Below are 14,221 nucleotides of genomic sequence, written 5' to 3'. Positions count from 1 at the left end.
ATTTTTATTGATACATCAAGATGTCACTGGTTGTTGGATATAACCAGTGACAGGATTGGATTATTTATTCAACAATAGTGCCATTAATCGTAGTGAGAAACCGATTCTCTTTAATTTCAATAGGTCTTGAATGAACCATTTTATTATTAATATACAGCTTAGTCTCAATTGGGATTAAACCGTGTTCAATATTAATATGGAATTTATTCATCATATCTTTATTGCCACGGAAGTTATTAAGCTGATATTGTTTTTTGTTCCCGTCGTTAAAAATCACCTCTAGGTAGGGGGAATCAGTATTAACTCGCGCATCATTTTGATAAACCATGCCATAAGAACCAAATGAAGGGGGATAAATATAGCTATCAATGGTTCCTTCAGGATCATAGAAGCCCATTAAAGTGACAACCTCTACACCCTGTTTTCTGGCTTTTTTATGAATAGCAGATTCTGGTTCCGAAATTCGTTCCCAACTGACCCCATCTGAACGATAGCAAAATAAATCATTTTTGGTGATTGTCTCCACCTTATTATTGACATGTATTTTGCTATTCCATTGTGCATATGACTTTATCTTGATAATGCTATTTTTATTATGCTCGGATGCTGCTGGGAGACTAATATTCGGTGCATAATAGCCATTTCCTTGGCAAAGATAGACTAAGTTACTTTTTTTTAACAGTTCATTTATGCGATCAGTTGTAATATCAGAACCATTTTTTGGGGAAAAATTAATGATATTGAAATTGGAAAGATCTAATTTAGCGTCAACCAATTTTTTTATATTCGGATCCCATTTTTTATATCCCGTCGATGATTCTGAGCTAAAAGTATAATTGCTTTCTAATTTTTTTTGGATAGCAACAAGGGAATTTGGTGTGTATGCGGTATAGGCATTGTATTTGGGATTGTAAGCTTCCCCACCACTCATTGCGTCATGGTTTAATGAACCATCTTGATAGGTATTTGGAATAAAATAGTTATTATAAGGATCCCATAGCCATGTTGAATTCTTTTTATCGGCAGTTGCATGTGTTCCTCCTTCTGTGCCCCCATAGTAATCACTTAGGCCAAAGTTATGGCCAAATTCATGACTAAGCTCATTACTATCGGTTCTATTTAACGTTGCTTTTCCACCGCCGCCTGACCAGCCATGAATAACCCTCCCATTCTCATATACCCCAACAGAATTATAGGCAGTTATTTGGCTCGTAGGATTAAATGACTCAGCATCAGAAGCTGAACTGTTTACACCATAATTTGCTAGATTAATGCCATCGGCATAAAAACGTTTGGTTATCGACTCCCTCATATTGCCGCTATACGCGCCTCCTTTTCCTGTTGCTTTATCGGTGAAAACTTGGCCATTAGGCATCACTACTTTTGTAAGGTGAATTGGCTCATAGCGAGAAACAATAAAATTTTTAACGGGAATAGTTTGGTAATATTGCCGATTAAGCTCGGGTTTTTCTTGGAAAAGAAGTACATCCCTTGGGGGGGTAAGTAGGCCAATATCTAATGTATTGACCAGTAATTCATTTGGGGCGCCAATATCAATATTTGATAGTGTTCCTTTTTGCTCTTTCAAAACAAACTCTAGCTTTATATCAGGGTGAATATACTCTTCAGAAATTGTCGTTGACCATGTATTTTCAATGTATTCCAAATTACTCGTTGAATCGTCATTCTTTGCGATATAAGGTTCGTTATTAAGATAAATAGGGAACCATTTTTTATGTAAATCATAAATAAAAAGAACACTTTCACCCGTTCCTAGTTTTAAACTTTTATTTCCATAATGAATATGGCTATCATAATAGGCACTAGAGCTGAAAAGGATTTTTTTATTATGAAGGTCATTATCTGCCATAAGTGTAAAGTCACGAGCCCAGTTCCCGTCACTTGTAGCAATTTTTATTGATTCATTGTTTTTTAATAATTCCAATAAGTTTTTTTTATTTTCAGATGATTCATTAATCGACTTGTTATTATCTAAAGTTAAATCATAGTTTTCTGGTTGTGAATAGTCTAGCGGTGGGATCTCTCTGGTGATAGGTATATTTTCCCAGTCCCCATTAGTGTTGCACTTGAATAAATATAAGTCTCCTTTTTTTAATTCAACACATTTATATTTAGTATGAATAAGAGTCGTCTCATCGGATGTTGAGGTAAATAGGATTTGTTTATATACATGATTAATATTACTTTTTAACATTAAACTATTAGTCGTATCATAATCAACCTTGGTTATTTTTATTGTTGAATGTTCATTCAAGATATCATTCATAAAGTTTGCATCAATTTCGCTAACATCGATATCTGGCAGACCTTCAATTTCAGAATCGAAAAATGGAGGAAAATTACGTGCTGAAATATCAGGTGATTTCCAGTATTCGATTAGATTGACATTTTCTTCAGTGAGCCAACGTCCATTATTGTCACAAATAAATTGAATCGTGAGACCTTTTGGTAATGTGACTGTTTCATTTCCATAGCTAATATTAATGTCTTTTTTATGAATGTTTTCTAAAACTATAGTTTTTCCTTTATATCTCATATCATTATTTAGTGTGAATGTTTCCTTCATATATTTATGATTAAATGTTAAGTGTATTATTTTATTTTTTAAAATTAAATAATGTAAAGCTTTTTGGTTGGAAACTATAACATTTAAATGATTTTCATTTTCAATGAAAATATCAAATCTTTTAGGTGGTTTGAAATGGTGAGGCAATAAATTTGTCTCTATGGTACTGTTGTCTACAATCTTAGGTAATTTGGTAGGAGGGCTTAGGTTTTCACTAGTTACCAATTTATTATTTTCATCATAAATATTTAATTTAATGTTTTCATTTTGTTGAATTGATGATTGAGGTTTAAACATGACTAAAGTTTTTCGACCGGATACCAATTTAGGTTGTATATCTCCTTCAATTCGATTCACAGCAGGAATGATTGAGTTTTGAGCGAAATAAACGCTTCCCTTTAATTCACCACTCGTGTCACTAATTTCTTTATATGTTAAAGGGTTAATAAACTTATTTTTATTAAAGTAAATAGCCTTATCCGGTTTTATTCCATTACTGCTTTTTTCGTCGTTTCTATCTAAGTTAATAAGTGGATTACTTGTTTTATCTGCATGGAGAATCATTTCCAAGTTTGATTCGTTATTTTCATTATTTAATATATGAAATATTTCATAAATGTTATTGACTAAGTTTGTTGAATAATGGGAAGTTAATGAATTATAAGTGTTTTGATTAATAATATTTTGAATTATTGGTTTTTTTACTATCATTTTGTATCTTTCTTCTATTTAACAGTATGCTGAAATTATTTTTATTTAATTTATAATAAAATATATTAATTGTGTGCTTTTTTATTTTAAAGTTAGTCTTAAATACTATTCGGTTGTTTTCTATTATTTGATAATTAATTATATGGAAATTATTTTCTATGATATTATTTGCACAAGTAATTTAAATAATAACAGGTTTGTTAGGATGAATAACATGTTGAATCCATTATTAAAACAACCTCGAGTGGCTAAAGGTGGTGTATTTTGAACGCGAATGCATCACCATAGAATGCGTTCTATGGTAAATATAAACGAATTAAAAGGTTTAGTGCCATGAATCAAAAACATTGGTCAAAATACGAACTACTTCATGAGGTCGTACAAAATCCCAATATCCATATTAAAGGTCAGCATAGTTATTACAGCGACTGTTGGGATAACGGGTTTGAGCAGTCAGTTGTGCGCTATTTACAAGGTGACGAACAAAGCCGAGATTGGCAGCTAGCATGGGATGTTGATCAACTTTATATCGGTGATTATGTCTGTATTGGTAGCGAAGCGGTGATATTAATGGGAGGGAACCATACTCACCGAATGGATTGGTTTTGCTTATATCCTTTTCTTGAATATATTGAAGAAGCTTATGTAGGAAAAGGCGACACAGTGATTGGCGACGGAGCCTGGGTTGGCATGCGTGCCTTTATCATGCCCGGAGTTAAAATAGGTGAAGGAGCTGTAATTGCTGCTAATAGTGTAGTGATCAAAGATGTCGAGCCTTATTCTATTGTTGGGGGGAACCCTGCAAAGCCGATTAACTATCGCTTTTCACACGACGTCATTACTGAACTATTAGCATTGAAAATCTATGATTGGCCGGAGGAAAAATTTACCGCATTAAAGCGGTTTATTTGTGGTTCCGATTTTGTGGCATTAAAAAATGCCAGCCAGAAATATGACCAGCGATTGATTAGCTAGCTTTTCTTATTAAGGTTAAGGGGGATTCTGTGGAATCTCCCTTTTTACATATAACTAATTTTCTTCTGTGCGAATAAATTCAACTAAACTAGGCGCTGCTATTCTTTGATAATCTTCTGTATTTAAAATAATAGAGCGTTCTAATGTACCAGCATTAAAGGCGAGTTCCTCAAAACGTTCAAAAAGTAGCGGGTCAGCAATTAATTTTAAATTGGGATGAAAGCTAAAGGGGGGAATAGCCCCAAATACGCATTGAGTGAGCTCATCGACTTCTTTTGGGCTTGCTAAAGATGCGCGAGTCCCGCCAATTGCTGTGGCAATTTTACTCAAATCAGCTTGTTTATCGGCAGGTAAAATTGCCAGTACGTGTTGGCGTATACCATTTCCTTTGACATGGCATACTAATCCTTTTGCCCCTTGCCCAAGTTGCGTGCCACGTATTTTTGCCACTTCTTCTGATTTCCCCGCAGTGGAATGTTCCATCACACGATATTTGGCATTATTTTTATCAAGTAATTGTGTGAGTTGCATAAAAATAGAATTTTCAGACACTGTTTTTTTCCCTTTAAAACCACATCAATAACAGGGAATGATAACAAGTTTGGAAGTAGATACAACCTTGGGGCCGAAGGCTGCTAAAGCGTTAAAATAGGTGAAATATTAAAAAATAAGTATCAGATGTATTTTGTGTCTGTTATTACTAATATTCTTGGGTATTTATTCAGTCACGAGCAAATTGAACACATCTTGCATCTATGATAAAGCTGCCAGTGAGACTGGCAGCCTGTTGTTTACTGATGACGCTCTTTTAACCGTTTGATTATTGTGCTTAAATCCAGCTCTTGGTCTTGTAGTAAGACTAATAAGTGGTACATCAAATCAGCGGCTTCATTGGTCAATTCTGCGCGGTCATTCACGGTGGCTGCCAATGCAGTTTCAACACCTTCTTCACCGACTTTTTGCGCAATGCGTTTAGTCCCGCTAGCGTATAAACGTGCGGTATAGGAGCTTTCAGGAGAGGCAGTTTTGCGTTCTTTTAGTAACGTTTCTAACTCAAATAAAAAGCCCCAGTCGCTTTGTGCTGGTGCGAAGCAGCTTTGTGTACCGTTATGGCAAGTTGGGCCATCTGGCAGTGCGAGAGCTAGCAGCGTATCACTGTCACAATCTGGGTAAATATCCACTAAATTTAAAAAATTATTAGAGGTTTCGCCTTTCGTCCACAAACGTTGTTTTGTGCGAGAGAAAAAGGTGACTTTACGGCTATCTAAAGTGACTTGTAATGCTTCTGGGTTCATATACCCAAGCATTAGCACATCACCTGAAACAGCGTGTTGCACGATAACAGGCATTAGGTTATCGACTTTTTGCCATGCTAGCTGGCTAGATTGTTCTGTGGTTAACATACTCTAATTTGAACTCCATTTTCGGCTAGGTATTGTTTTAAGTCACCGATATTAATAATTTGTTTATGAAATACAGAAGCGGCTAAAGCACCATCAACGCCTGCGTCAGTGAAGGCATCAAGGAAATGTACTTTTTCGCCTGCACCACCTGAGGCAATCAATGGCACTTGGCATACTTCGCGAACTTTTTTTAGTTGCTGTAGGTCATACCCTTGACGAACACCATCTTGGTTCATCATATTTAACACAATTTCACCCGCGCCACGTTGTTGAACTTCTTTTACCCAATCAAGGGTTTTCCACGTAGTTTGTGTGGTACGTTTTTCATCACCGGTAAATTGATAAACGAGATATTCACCCGTACTTTCATCGAACCAAGTATCAATACCCACAACGATGCATTGTACGCCAAAACGCTCCGCTAAGCGGCTGATTAATGTAGGGTCGGATAATGCTGGGGAGTTAATGGAAATTTTGTCAGCGCCAAAAGACAGAATTTGTGCAGCATCATCGACACTTTTAATTCCACCTGCAACACAAAAAGGAATATCAATCACTTCAGCGACTTTGGCAACCCAGCTTTTATCTACCACTCGACCATCAGAAGAGGCGGTAATATCATAAAATACCAGTTCGTCTGCACCTTCTTGGGCATAACGCTGTGCTAATGGAACAATATCACCGATAATTTCGTGATTACGAAATTGGACACCTTTAACCACTTGCCCATCACGGACGTCTAAGCAAGGAATTATGCGTTTTGCCAACATTTGATTGCCTCCGCAACGGTGAATTTACCTTCTAATAATGCGCGACCCACAATCACGCCAGCCGCACCAGATGGCGGGATAGCCGCAATATCATCTAAATTGCCAATGCCCCCTGATGCTTGGAAGGCAATGTCGGGGAATTTTTGGCTTACTTCTTGGTATAAATTCACATTAGAACCCGCTAAGGTGCCATCTTTGGAAATATCGGTGCAAAGGACATGTTTTAAGCCATAAGGACGATATATTTCAATGGCTTGTTCTAATGTTAAATTTGAATTTTCTTGCCAGCCGCTAATGGCGATTTCTTTTACGCCTTTGTCATTAATGCGTACATCTAACGCAAGTACAATGGCTTCCCCACCATAGGTTTCAAACCATGTTTTAACCAATTCAGGTTTGGTCACCGCAGTTGAGCCAATGACAACACGAGCCGCTCCGGCTTCCAGTAAGGCCTTAATATCTTCTTCGGTACGAATACCCCCACCAACTTGTACTGGAACATTCACGCCAGCCAATAATTTTTTCAGCAGTGGAATTTGGCGTTTTTGTGGATCTTTGGCGCCCGTTAAATCCACTAAGTGTAGGAGCTTTGCCCCTTCTTTTTCATATTGCTGCAAACGTGGGAGCGGGTCATTGCCATAATCAGTTTGCTTGGCGTAATCCCCTTGGTGCAATCGCACTACGGTGCCATCGATTAAATCTAATGCGGGAATGATCATGGTAATTACATCTCCAAAAAGTTTTGAATCAAGCGTGAACCTGCGGTGCCAGAACGTTCTGGGTGAAATTGGACACCGTAGAAGTTATCGCGATTCACCGCGCTACTAAACGGGTTGCCATACTGAGTTTGTGCGATGGTATTACTGGAAATTGGCATCGAATAACTGTGTACAAAATAGAAATAGGCGTTATCAGGGATATCCCTAAACAAAGGGTTCCCTGCTAGGGCTTTGACTTGGTTCCAGCCGCTATGTGGAACTGGAAGCCCATTGGCATCCATTTTTTGTACAGGGCTATCAATTAACCCCAGTAGTGGCACCGTTGATTGACCTTCTTCACTGAAAGAACCGAGTAATTGCATACCTAAACAGATGCCTAACACGGGTTGAGTCAGTGCTCTAATTAACGGCACTAATTCACGTTCAGTGAGCTTTTCCATGGCCGCGCTAGCCGTACCGACACCCGGTAAAAAGACTTTGTCGGCTTGTAAAATGGTATTGGTATCCCGGCTCACCACAGGGTCATAACCTAGGCGTTTCACCGCATAAGCCACGGAGGCTAAATTTGCACAGCCAGTATCAAGGATGACAACGTTCATCAAAGAACCCCTTTTGAGCTAGGTAACGTATCCCCTTCAACGCGTATTGCTTGGCGCAAGGTACGGCCAAAGACCTTAAATAAACTTTCCGCTTTGTGGTGATCGTTTTTCCCTTTGGTTTTCAGGTGTAATGTACAACCCATAGCATAGGAAAGTGAGCTAAAGAAGTGCTCAATCATTTCAGTGCTTAAGTCACCGACACGTTGGTATTTGAATTCTGCTTTATATTCAAGGTGTGGGCGACCTGAAATATCCAGTGCACAGCGTGCTTGGCATTCGTCCATTGGCAGAACGAAACCAAAACGTGCGATACCGCGTTTATCACCAAGCGCGATTTTCAGTGCTTCACCTAAAGCAAGGCCCGTGTCTTCGACAGTGTGGTGGTCATCAATAAATAAGTCGCCATTGACTTCAATGTTTAACCGGAAACCGCCGTGAGTCGCGATTTGGTCTAACATGTGGTCAAAGAAACCCACACCGGTGCTAATTTTGCTGCCGCCTTCTTGGTCTAGCCACACTTCGACTTGGATATTAGTTTCTTTTGTCACGCGTTTGACTAGCGCATGGCGGTCGCGTTTGGTTAACTGCGTGGTGATAGCTTCCCAGTCTAGTTCCATTGGGTTATAACGTAACCCTTTAATTCCCATATTTTTAGCGAGTTGAATGTCCGTTTCGCGGTCACCAATCACATAGCTATTTTCACTGTCTAGCACGTTGCTATCTAAATAGCGCTCAACCAACTGAAGTTTAGGTTTACGGCAAGCGCAGTTATCTTCAGGCTTATGTGGGCAAATCAGCACGTCATCAAATTTTATGCCTTGTGATTCAAAAACTTGCATCATTAGGTTGTGTGGTGGTTCAAAGTCAGCGGTCGGAAAGCTATCTGTTCCTAAGCCGTCTTGATTGGTTATCATCACTAAGCGATAATTGGCTTTTTGCAGGGCAAGTAAGCTAGGAATGACTGCTTTTTCAAAGGCGAGTTTACTTAAGCTATCAACTTGGAAGTCAGTTGGCGGCTCGGTAATTAATGTTCCATCACGGTCGATAAATAAAATTTTCTGGCTCATGAGTCATTCCTAATTAGCAAAGTGCGGCAATAGCTTCAATAACACGGGTATTTTCAATTTCTGTCCCGACAGTAATACGCAGGCAATTAATGAGACCCGGCTGTTTGCTTTGGTCACGTAAAATAATGCCTTGATCCCACAGGGCTTTAAAGACTTTACTGCCATCGGTGAAACGCACCAAAATATAGTTAGTTTCACTCGGATAAACATGTTCAACCACAGACAAGTCGCGCAGAGCTTCACTGAGTGCAATACGGTTTTCGGTTACCGTTATTACACGGCTTTTCATTGTTTCAATACCTTGTGGTTCAAGGGCTTGAGCGGCAATCATCGCAACAGGGGTTGATAAAGGATAAGGGGCGATAACCTTTAATAGCACCTCAATCACTTCAGGAGAAGCTAAGGTAAAGCCACAGCGTAAACCGGCTAATGCAAAGGCTTTAGATAAGGTTCTTAAAATCACCAAATTGGGGTATTGTGCAAGCCAGCTTGCCACACTGTATTGTGGACAGAACTCAATATAAGCTTCATCGACAACGACTAATGCGCGGCCTGCTGCCATATTTAGCACTTCACGCAAATCTTTATTATCGATGATATTGCCCGTTGGGTTATTTGGGCTGCAAATATAAATCAGTTTGGTATTAGATAAATTTTCACGGATCGCGTTAACGTTTAATGCCCAGTCAGGCAACGCCATGATTTTCTTTTGTTCAACGCCAAAGGTTTCTGCACTGACGCTGTACATGCCATAGGTTGGTGGGCAGAACATCACCGCATCTTTACCCGGCTCACAAAATGCGCGGATCAATAATTCGATAGACTCATCGGCCCCACGGCAAACCAGTACTTGTTCTGGTGTGATTTGCGCATAAGCCGCATAGTTATTGATCACGGCAACCGGTTGGCATTCAGGGTAACGGTTCAGGTTACGTTCACTGAATTGATAATCAGGAGCAATAGGATACTCGTTGGCATTGAGCCAAACATCTCCATTTCCCCCTAAGCGGCGCGCCGACATATAAGGGGTCATGGTTTTAACATTTTCACGTGCAAGACTGGCGGCATTAAATGGTTGGCTCATGACTTACTCCTGATTTTGTTTTTTTAGTTCGTTAACGCGTAAGGTAACGGCATTTTTGTGAGCGGTGAGTTGCTCTGCTTGCGCTAAAGTTTCGATGGTGTTGGCTAAGCCTAATAAGCCTTGCTGCGACAGTTTTTGCACCGTCATTCGCTTCATAAAGTCAGCGAGGCCAAGGCTTGAATAGGTTGCAGTATAGCCGTAAGTCGGTAATACGTGATTGGTGCCTGAAGCGTAGTCTCCTGCAGATTCGGGTGACCAGTCTCCGACAAACACGGAGCCTGCGCTAGTGATAGAATCGACTAGGTCATCGGCATTGCGTGTTTGTAAAATCAAGTGCTCTGGTCCATAGCGATTGCTAATTTCGACGCATTGTTCGATCGAATCAGCAATAATGACACGGCTGGCACTTAGTGCTTCTCTGGCAATTTCGGCACGAGAAAGTTGCGCTAATTGTGTTTCTGTTTCTTCAATCACACGCTGGGCAAAGTTTTCATCGTCAGTTAATAAAATGACTTGTGAATCAGGGCCATGTTCCGCTTGTGATAGTAAATCAGATGCGGTGAACGCTGGATTTGCTCCGCTATCCGCAATCACTAACACTTCAGAAGGCCCCGCAGGCATATCAATGGCGGCTCCATCATGGCTTTGACTCACTTGGCGTTTTGCCTCAGTGACATAGGCATTACCGGGGCCAAATATTTTATCAACCGTAGGAATGCTTTGGGTGCCAAATGCCATTGCTGCAATCGCTTGCGCGCCACCTACTTGGAAAATATCGCTGATGCCGCACAGTTTCGCTGCATACAAAATTTCATCGGCAATAGGTGGGGGAGAACACAAAATGATTTTGCGACAGCCTGCGATATTCGCCGGAGTTCCTAACATCATGACTGTTGATAACAAGGGAGCAGAACCCCCCGGAATATATAAACCGACTGCATCTATTGGGCGTGTGACCTGTTGACATACTACGCCTGCCTGTGTTTCCACTGTAATCGGAGTGGGTTTTTGGGCTTCGTGAAAACGACGAATGTTGCCAATGGCGGTTTTCATTGCTGTTTTGATTTCATCGCCAAGACGAGCCTCTGCCGCGTCAACGGCATTTGCAGGTACTCGCACTGTGTCGATTTCAGTTTTATCGAAACGACGGCTTAGTGCTTGGAGGGCGGTGTCGCCCTCGTTACGGACTTGGTCAATAATTTGGCTCACCGCAGTACTAATGCTGCCAGAGGCCGCAATTGCGGGGCGCATCAGTAAAGCACTTTGTTGCTCTTGATTACAAGCCGACCAGCGAACAGGTTGGTTAAATCCCATTTTCATGGCGGCTTACTCCATCATTTTTTCAATTGGTAATACAAGGATTGAGCTTGCCCCTAATGCCTTGAGTTTTTCCATGGTTTCCCAGAACAAGGTTTCTGAGCTGACCATGTGCATGGCAACGCGGTTGTTGTCACCGGCTAATGGTAAAATAGTTGGGCGTTCAGCACCTGGTAATAAGGCAATGATTTCTTCTAGTGTTTCACTTGGCGCGTGTAACATGATGTATTTAGATTCGCGCGCTTGGATAACACCTTGGATACGGGTCATCATACGGTCGATAAGCTGTTGTTTATCAGCTGACATTTCACCGTCACGTTGAATTAAACATGCTTTCGAACGGTAAATGACTTCCACTTCTTTTAGGCCGTTTGCTTCTAATGTGGCGCCAGTAGAAACAAGGTCACAAATCGCATCCGCAAGCCCAGCACGCGGGGCAACTTCAACCGAACCATTTAACAGACATGATTTAAACTGAATGCCTTTTTGGTCGAAATAGCGTTTTAACAAGTGTGGATAAGAAGTCGCAACACGTGAACCATTCAGGCATTCTGCACCCGTGTAGTTAAAGTCCAATGGCGCCGCTAATGACAAGCGACAGCCACCAAAATCGAGGCGGCGCAGTGTTTTGTATTGTGGGTTTTCGCCTTGCGCGCGGCGGTTTAATAACTCTTCTTCAAGAACGTTTTCACCAATGATCCCTAAATCAACAACGCCATCCATGACCAGTCCTGGAATATCGTCATCACGAACACGAAGTAAATCAATAGGCATATTTTCTGCATAAGCAATCAAACGTTGTTGTTGTAAGTTGATTTTGATGCCGCAGCGAGCCAGTAGTTCTCTTGATTCTTCACTCAGACGACCTGATTTTTGAATTGCAATACGTAAACGTGATTTATCCAACATGACTTTACCCTTATCCCTTTAAAATTTTTTGTTTAGTAACTCTTTGTTCAAGAATAAAAAAACCCTCGGAAGATTATCTTCCGAGGGTTCTCTCAATTTGCATTTCAGCCACCGGAAGATTCGTTGAACGTCTTCCAGCACACATCGCCCGAAAGACTAGTCAGGATGATGGTGATGATGATGGTTGCGTGAAATACGATTCATAATGTCTTCCGTTCTGTTATTTAAGTGAATGACTAAACATTCATTGTGTTAACTAAATACTCATTGGTATTCAACCTATCCGATTTCCCCCTATGAATGCAACCTTTTTTTAAAAAATAACCAATAATAATTAGTTGATGCGCTTTTATAGTGATTAATCTCTCAGAAATTGTGTTCGGAAGTTTTATGGTTTTCAGCTACTCTGTGATTAATTTCAGTCAGTTGGTCGATTGAGGAGTTATCGAATGAAGAAAATCACCATTATTGGATTAGGGTGGGTAGGGTTGCCCCTTGCCCAAGCTTTATTGTCCCAAGGCATTCATGTGGTTGGAACTAAAACAACACCAGATGGTATTGAAGCCGCTCAAGCGGTAGGAATTGAGTGTTATGCATTGAAATTAACCCCTGAACTTGAATGTGATAACGATGATTTAGCGCAATTGATGATGCAAAGCGATGCTATCGTCATCTTGCTTCCCCCTTCTAAAATTAATACCGAATACTATATGGCAGCGATTGAAACACTGGTGAATAGCGCAATAGCATTTCAGGTACCCAAAGTTATTTTCACGTCATCTACTGCGGTTTATGGGGAGCAAAATGGTGAAATGACCGAAGATAGCCCATTGGATGGAGTGACGGATTCAGCTAAAGCTTTAGTGGCGACAGAACAGTGGTTGCATCAATTACCGAACATATCGGTAGATATTCTGCGATTAGCTGGATTAGTCGGGGAAAAACGACATGCAGGGCGTTTTTTAGCAGGTAAAACCGGAGTAAAGGGGGCAAATCAGCCTGTCAATATGGTGCATCAAGACGATGTAATTGACGCCATTTTATTATTGCTCCAGCAGCCACAGGGAGGGCATATTTATAACCTTTGTGCGCCAATCCACCCGACACGAGCTGAATTTTATACTCATGCCGCTCAATCTATTGGTTTAGTTCCACCACAATTTATTGAAGAGGAGAATGCATTAGAGGGGAAAGTCATTAACGGTAATAAAATTTGCCAAGAACTTGAGTTTGAATACCAGTACCCAAACCCAAGTTTGATGAGTATGACCTTGTGATTACTTAATTGGGATCATGACAATTTTTTGGAACGCAGGACGCGTGGTCAGCTGCTGATACCAGCGTTCCAAATTGTTAAATTCAGGGCGTTCAGTCACAATTTCATGCCAAGGGTAAAATAGTGGCGCGATAGCAATGTCTGCGATACCAAATTTATCACCACTGAAATAGGCTTGGTTGGCTAATGTATTATCAGCAATTGTGAGTAATCGATTAATATTGCCATATATAATTTTAGCTTGTTCCGGGTCTCTATCCGCTTCAGGAACACGAACAATTTTGTTCATCATTTGCTTAATGTGGCCGAATAAATTAGCACCACTCCAATCCATCCATTTATCGGCGGCAGCTCTCTCTTGTAAGTCTTGTGCGAGTAATAAGTGAGAATGATCAAATTTTTCCGTAAGGTAACGTAAAATCGTATTTGATTCCCACAGCGCAAAGTCATCATCCTGTAGAGTTGGAATAGTGCTGTTTGGATTCATTTTTATATATTCAGGTGTATCTAGTCCACCAAATGGGCCACCCACATCTTTTTGATTGTAAGCGATATTTAATTCTTCTAAGCACCAAAGTACTTTTTTGACATTGGAAGAGTTGACGCGTCCCCAAACAGTTAACATTGCAGTCTCCTAAATTGATTTTTTGGTATCGGCCATGGTTAAGATAGATTAAATTCACTCTTAGGCAAATGTTTATTTGTTAGCGGTGGCCTCTGTGAAATTAAAGTCTTATATTAGGTCCAGTTATCGAATTTTGTCACGGCGATGGGTTCTCGTTTAGTGACGCTGAGTCAATGACC

13 protein-coding genes and 1 other annotated feature are annotated in these 14,221 nt (G+C 40.3%); of the genes, 2 read left to right on the top strand and 11 right to left on the bottom strand.

The window, feature by feature from the left end:
• Positions 1-64: 64 nt before the first annotated feature.
• Positions 65-3,298, bottom strand: a complete 3,234-nt coding sequence (locus P3L37_RS13590) for a M66 family metalloprotease (protein WP_272667330.1) — start codon at positions 3,296-3,298, stop codon at positions 65-67.
• A gap of 333 nt (positions 3,299-3,631) precedes the next feature.
• Here P3L37_RS13590 and P3L37_RS13585 point away from each other — a divergent pair, with 333 nt between their 5' ends.
• Positions 3,632-4,273 (top strand): CatB-related O-acetyltransferase, encoded by a 642-nt coding sequence (locus P3L37_RS13585; protein ID WP_109911002.1) that lies wholly within the window; start codon positions 3,632-3,634, stop codon positions 4,271-4,273.
• A gap of 54 nt (positions 4,274-4,327) precedes the next feature.
• Here P3L37_RS13585 and P3L37_RS13580 read toward each other — a convergent pair whose 3' ends face one another.
• The 9 genes from P3L37_RS13580 to hisG all read right to left on the bottom strand — a co-directional run bounded on the left by P3L37_RS13580 (position 4,328) and on the right by hisG (position 12,141).
• On the bottom strand, positions 4,328-4,804 hold the full coding sequence (locus P3L37_RS13580; protein WP_109911324.1) for a YbaK/prolyl-tRNA synthetase associated domain-containing protein: 477 nt from the start codon (positions 4,802-4,804) through the stop codon (positions 4,328-4,330).
• A 260-nt stretch (positions 4,805-5,064) separates the two neighbouring features.
• Entirely contained in the window at positions 5,065-5,676 is a 612-nt protein-coding gene (hisIE, locus tag P3L37_RS13575; RefSeq protein WP_004909325.1) for a bifunctional phosphoribosyl-AMP cyclohydrolase/phosphoribosyl-ATP diphosphatase HisIE, read from the bottom strand.
• Entirely contained in the window at positions 5,670-6,446 is a 777-nt protein-coding gene (gene hisF, locus P3L37_RS13570) for an imidazole glycerol phosphate synthase subunit HisF (RefSeq protein ID WP_004909328.1), read from the bottom strand. The genes hisIE and hisF overlap by 7 nt, the downstream gene beginning before the upstream one ends.
• The gene (gene hisA / locus P3L37_RS13565) at positions 6,428-7,165 is read right to left on the bottom strand and encodes a 1-(5-phosphoribosyl)-5-[(5-phosphoribosylamino)methylideneamino]imidazole-4-carboxamide isomerase (RefSeq protein WP_109911003.1); all 738 of its coding nucleotides are present in this window, start codon (positions 7,163-7,165) and stop codon (positions 6,428-6,430) included. Before hisA ends, hisF begins: the two co-directional genes overlap by 19 nt.
• Before the next feature lie 5 nt (positions 7,166-7,170).
• Entirely contained in the window at positions 7,171-7,764 is a 594-nt protein-coding gene (gene hisH / locus P3L37_RS13560; RefSeq protein ID WP_004909333.1) for an imidazole glycerol phosphate synthase subunit HisH, read from the bottom strand.
• Complete coding sequence (hisB, locus tag P3L37_RS13555) at positions 7,764-8,831, bottom strand: bifunctional histidinol-phosphatase/imidazoleglycerol-phosphate dehydratase HisB (RefSeq protein WP_004909334.1); 1,068 nt, start codon at positions 8,829-8,831, stop codon at positions 7,764-7,766. The genes hisH and hisB overlap by 1 nt, the downstream gene beginning before the upstream one ends.
• Positions 8,832-8,844: 13 nt before the next feature.
• Positions 8,845-9,915 carry a histidinol-phosphate transaminase gene (gene hisC / locus P3L37_RS13550; RefSeq protein ID WP_004909336.1) on the bottom strand — a complete coding sequence of 357 codons (1,071 nt, stop codon included), beginning with the start codon at positions 9,913-9,915 and terminating at the stop codon, positions 8,845-8,847.
• A 3-nt stretch (positions 9,916-9,918) separates the two neighbouring features.
• Positions 9,919-11,235, bottom strand: a complete 1,317-nt coding sequence (gene hisD, locus P3L37_RS13545; protein WP_109911004.1) for a histidinol dehydrogenase — start codon at positions 11,233-11,235, stop codon at positions 9,919-9,921.
• A 6-nt stretch (positions 11,236-11,241) separates the two neighbouring features.
• Positions 11,242-12,141 (bottom strand): ATP phosphoribosyltransferase, encoded by a 900-nt coding sequence (gene hisG / locus P3L37_RS13540; protein WP_109911005.1) that lies wholly within the window; start codon positions 12,139-12,141, stop codon positions 11,242-11,244.
• A gap of 53 nt (positions 12,142-12,194) precedes the next feature.
• Positions 12,195-12,322 (bottom strand) — a sequence feature (His leader region).
• A gap of 268 nt (positions 12,323-12,590) precedes the next feature.
• Between hisG and P3L37_RS13535 the strand changes: the two genes are divergently transcribed.
• On the top strand, positions 12,591-13,418 hold the full coding sequence (locus P3L37_RS13535) for an SDR family oxidoreductase (RefSeq protein WP_109911006.1): 828 nt from the start codon (positions 12,591-12,593) through the stop codon (positions 13,416-13,418).
• Here the strand turns inward: P3L37_RS13535 and P3L37_RS13530 are convergent, their stop codons facing one another.
• The gene (locus P3L37_RS13530; protein WP_109911007.1) at positions 13,419-14,042 is read right to left on the bottom strand and encodes a glutathione S-transferase family protein; all 624 of its coding nucleotides are present in this window, start codon (positions 14,040-14,042) and stop codon (positions 13,419-13,421) included.
• Between the last annotated feature and the right edge of the window lie 179 nt (positions 14,043-14,221).

This window comes from Providencia sp. PROV114, from assembly GCF_032704305.1.
Lineage (GTDB): Bacteria > Pseudomonadota > Gammaproteobacteria > Enterobacterales > Enterobacteriaceae > Providencia > Providencia rettgeri.
Note: the sequence above shows the minus strand (reverse complement) of the source record. Positions and strands in the feature narration are given on the sequence as shown.

Coding starts and splice junctions, on each gene's coding strand:
- P3L37_RS13590 (WP_272667330.1), bottom strand. CDS start 3,298: ATGATAGTAAAAAAACCAATAATTCAAAATATTATTAATCAAAACACT.
- P3L37_RS13585 (WP_109911002.1), top strand. CDS start 3,632: ATGAATCAAAAACATTGGTCAAAATACGAACTACTTCATGAGGTCGTA.
- P3L37_RS13580 (WP_109911324.1), bottom strand. CDS start 4,804: ATGCAACTCACACAATTACTTGATAAAAATAATGCCAAATATCGTGTG.
- hisIE (WP_004909325.1), bottom strand. CDS start 5,676: ATGTTAACCACAGAACAATCTAGCCAGCTAGCATGGCAAAAAGTCGAT.
- hisF (WP_004909328.1), bottom strand. CDS start 6,446: ATGTTGGCAAAACGCATAATTCCTTGCTTAGACGTCCGTGATGGGCAA.
- hisA (WP_109911003.1), bottom strand. CDS start 7,165: ATGATCATTCCCGCATTAGATTTAATCGATGGCACCGTAGTGCGATTG.
- hisH (WP_004909333.1), bottom strand. CDS start 7,764: ATGAACGTTGTCATCCTTGATACTGGCTGTGCAAATTTAGCCTCCGTG.
- hisB (WP_004909334.1), bottom strand. CDS start 8,831: ATGAGCCAGAAAATTTTATTTATCGACCGTGATGGAACATTAATTACC.
- hisC (WP_004909336.1), bottom strand. CDS start 9,915: ATGAGCCAACCATTTAATGCCGCCAGTCTTGCACGTGAAAATGTTAAA.
- hisD (WP_109911004.1), bottom strand. CDS start 11,235: ATGAAAATGGGATTTAACCAACCTGTTCGCTGGTCGGCTTGTAATCAA.
- hisG (WP_109911005.1), bottom strand. CDS start 12,141: ATGTTGGATAAATCACGTTTACGTATTGCAATTCAAAAATCAGGTCGT.
- P3L37_RS13535 (WP_109911006.1), top strand. CDS start 12,591: ATGAAGAAAATCACCATTATTGGATTAGGGTGGGTAGGGTTGCCCCTT.
- P3L37_RS13530 (WP_109911007.1), bottom strand. CDS start 14,042: ATGTTAACTGTTTGGGGACGCGTCAACTCTTCCAATGTCAAAAAAGTA.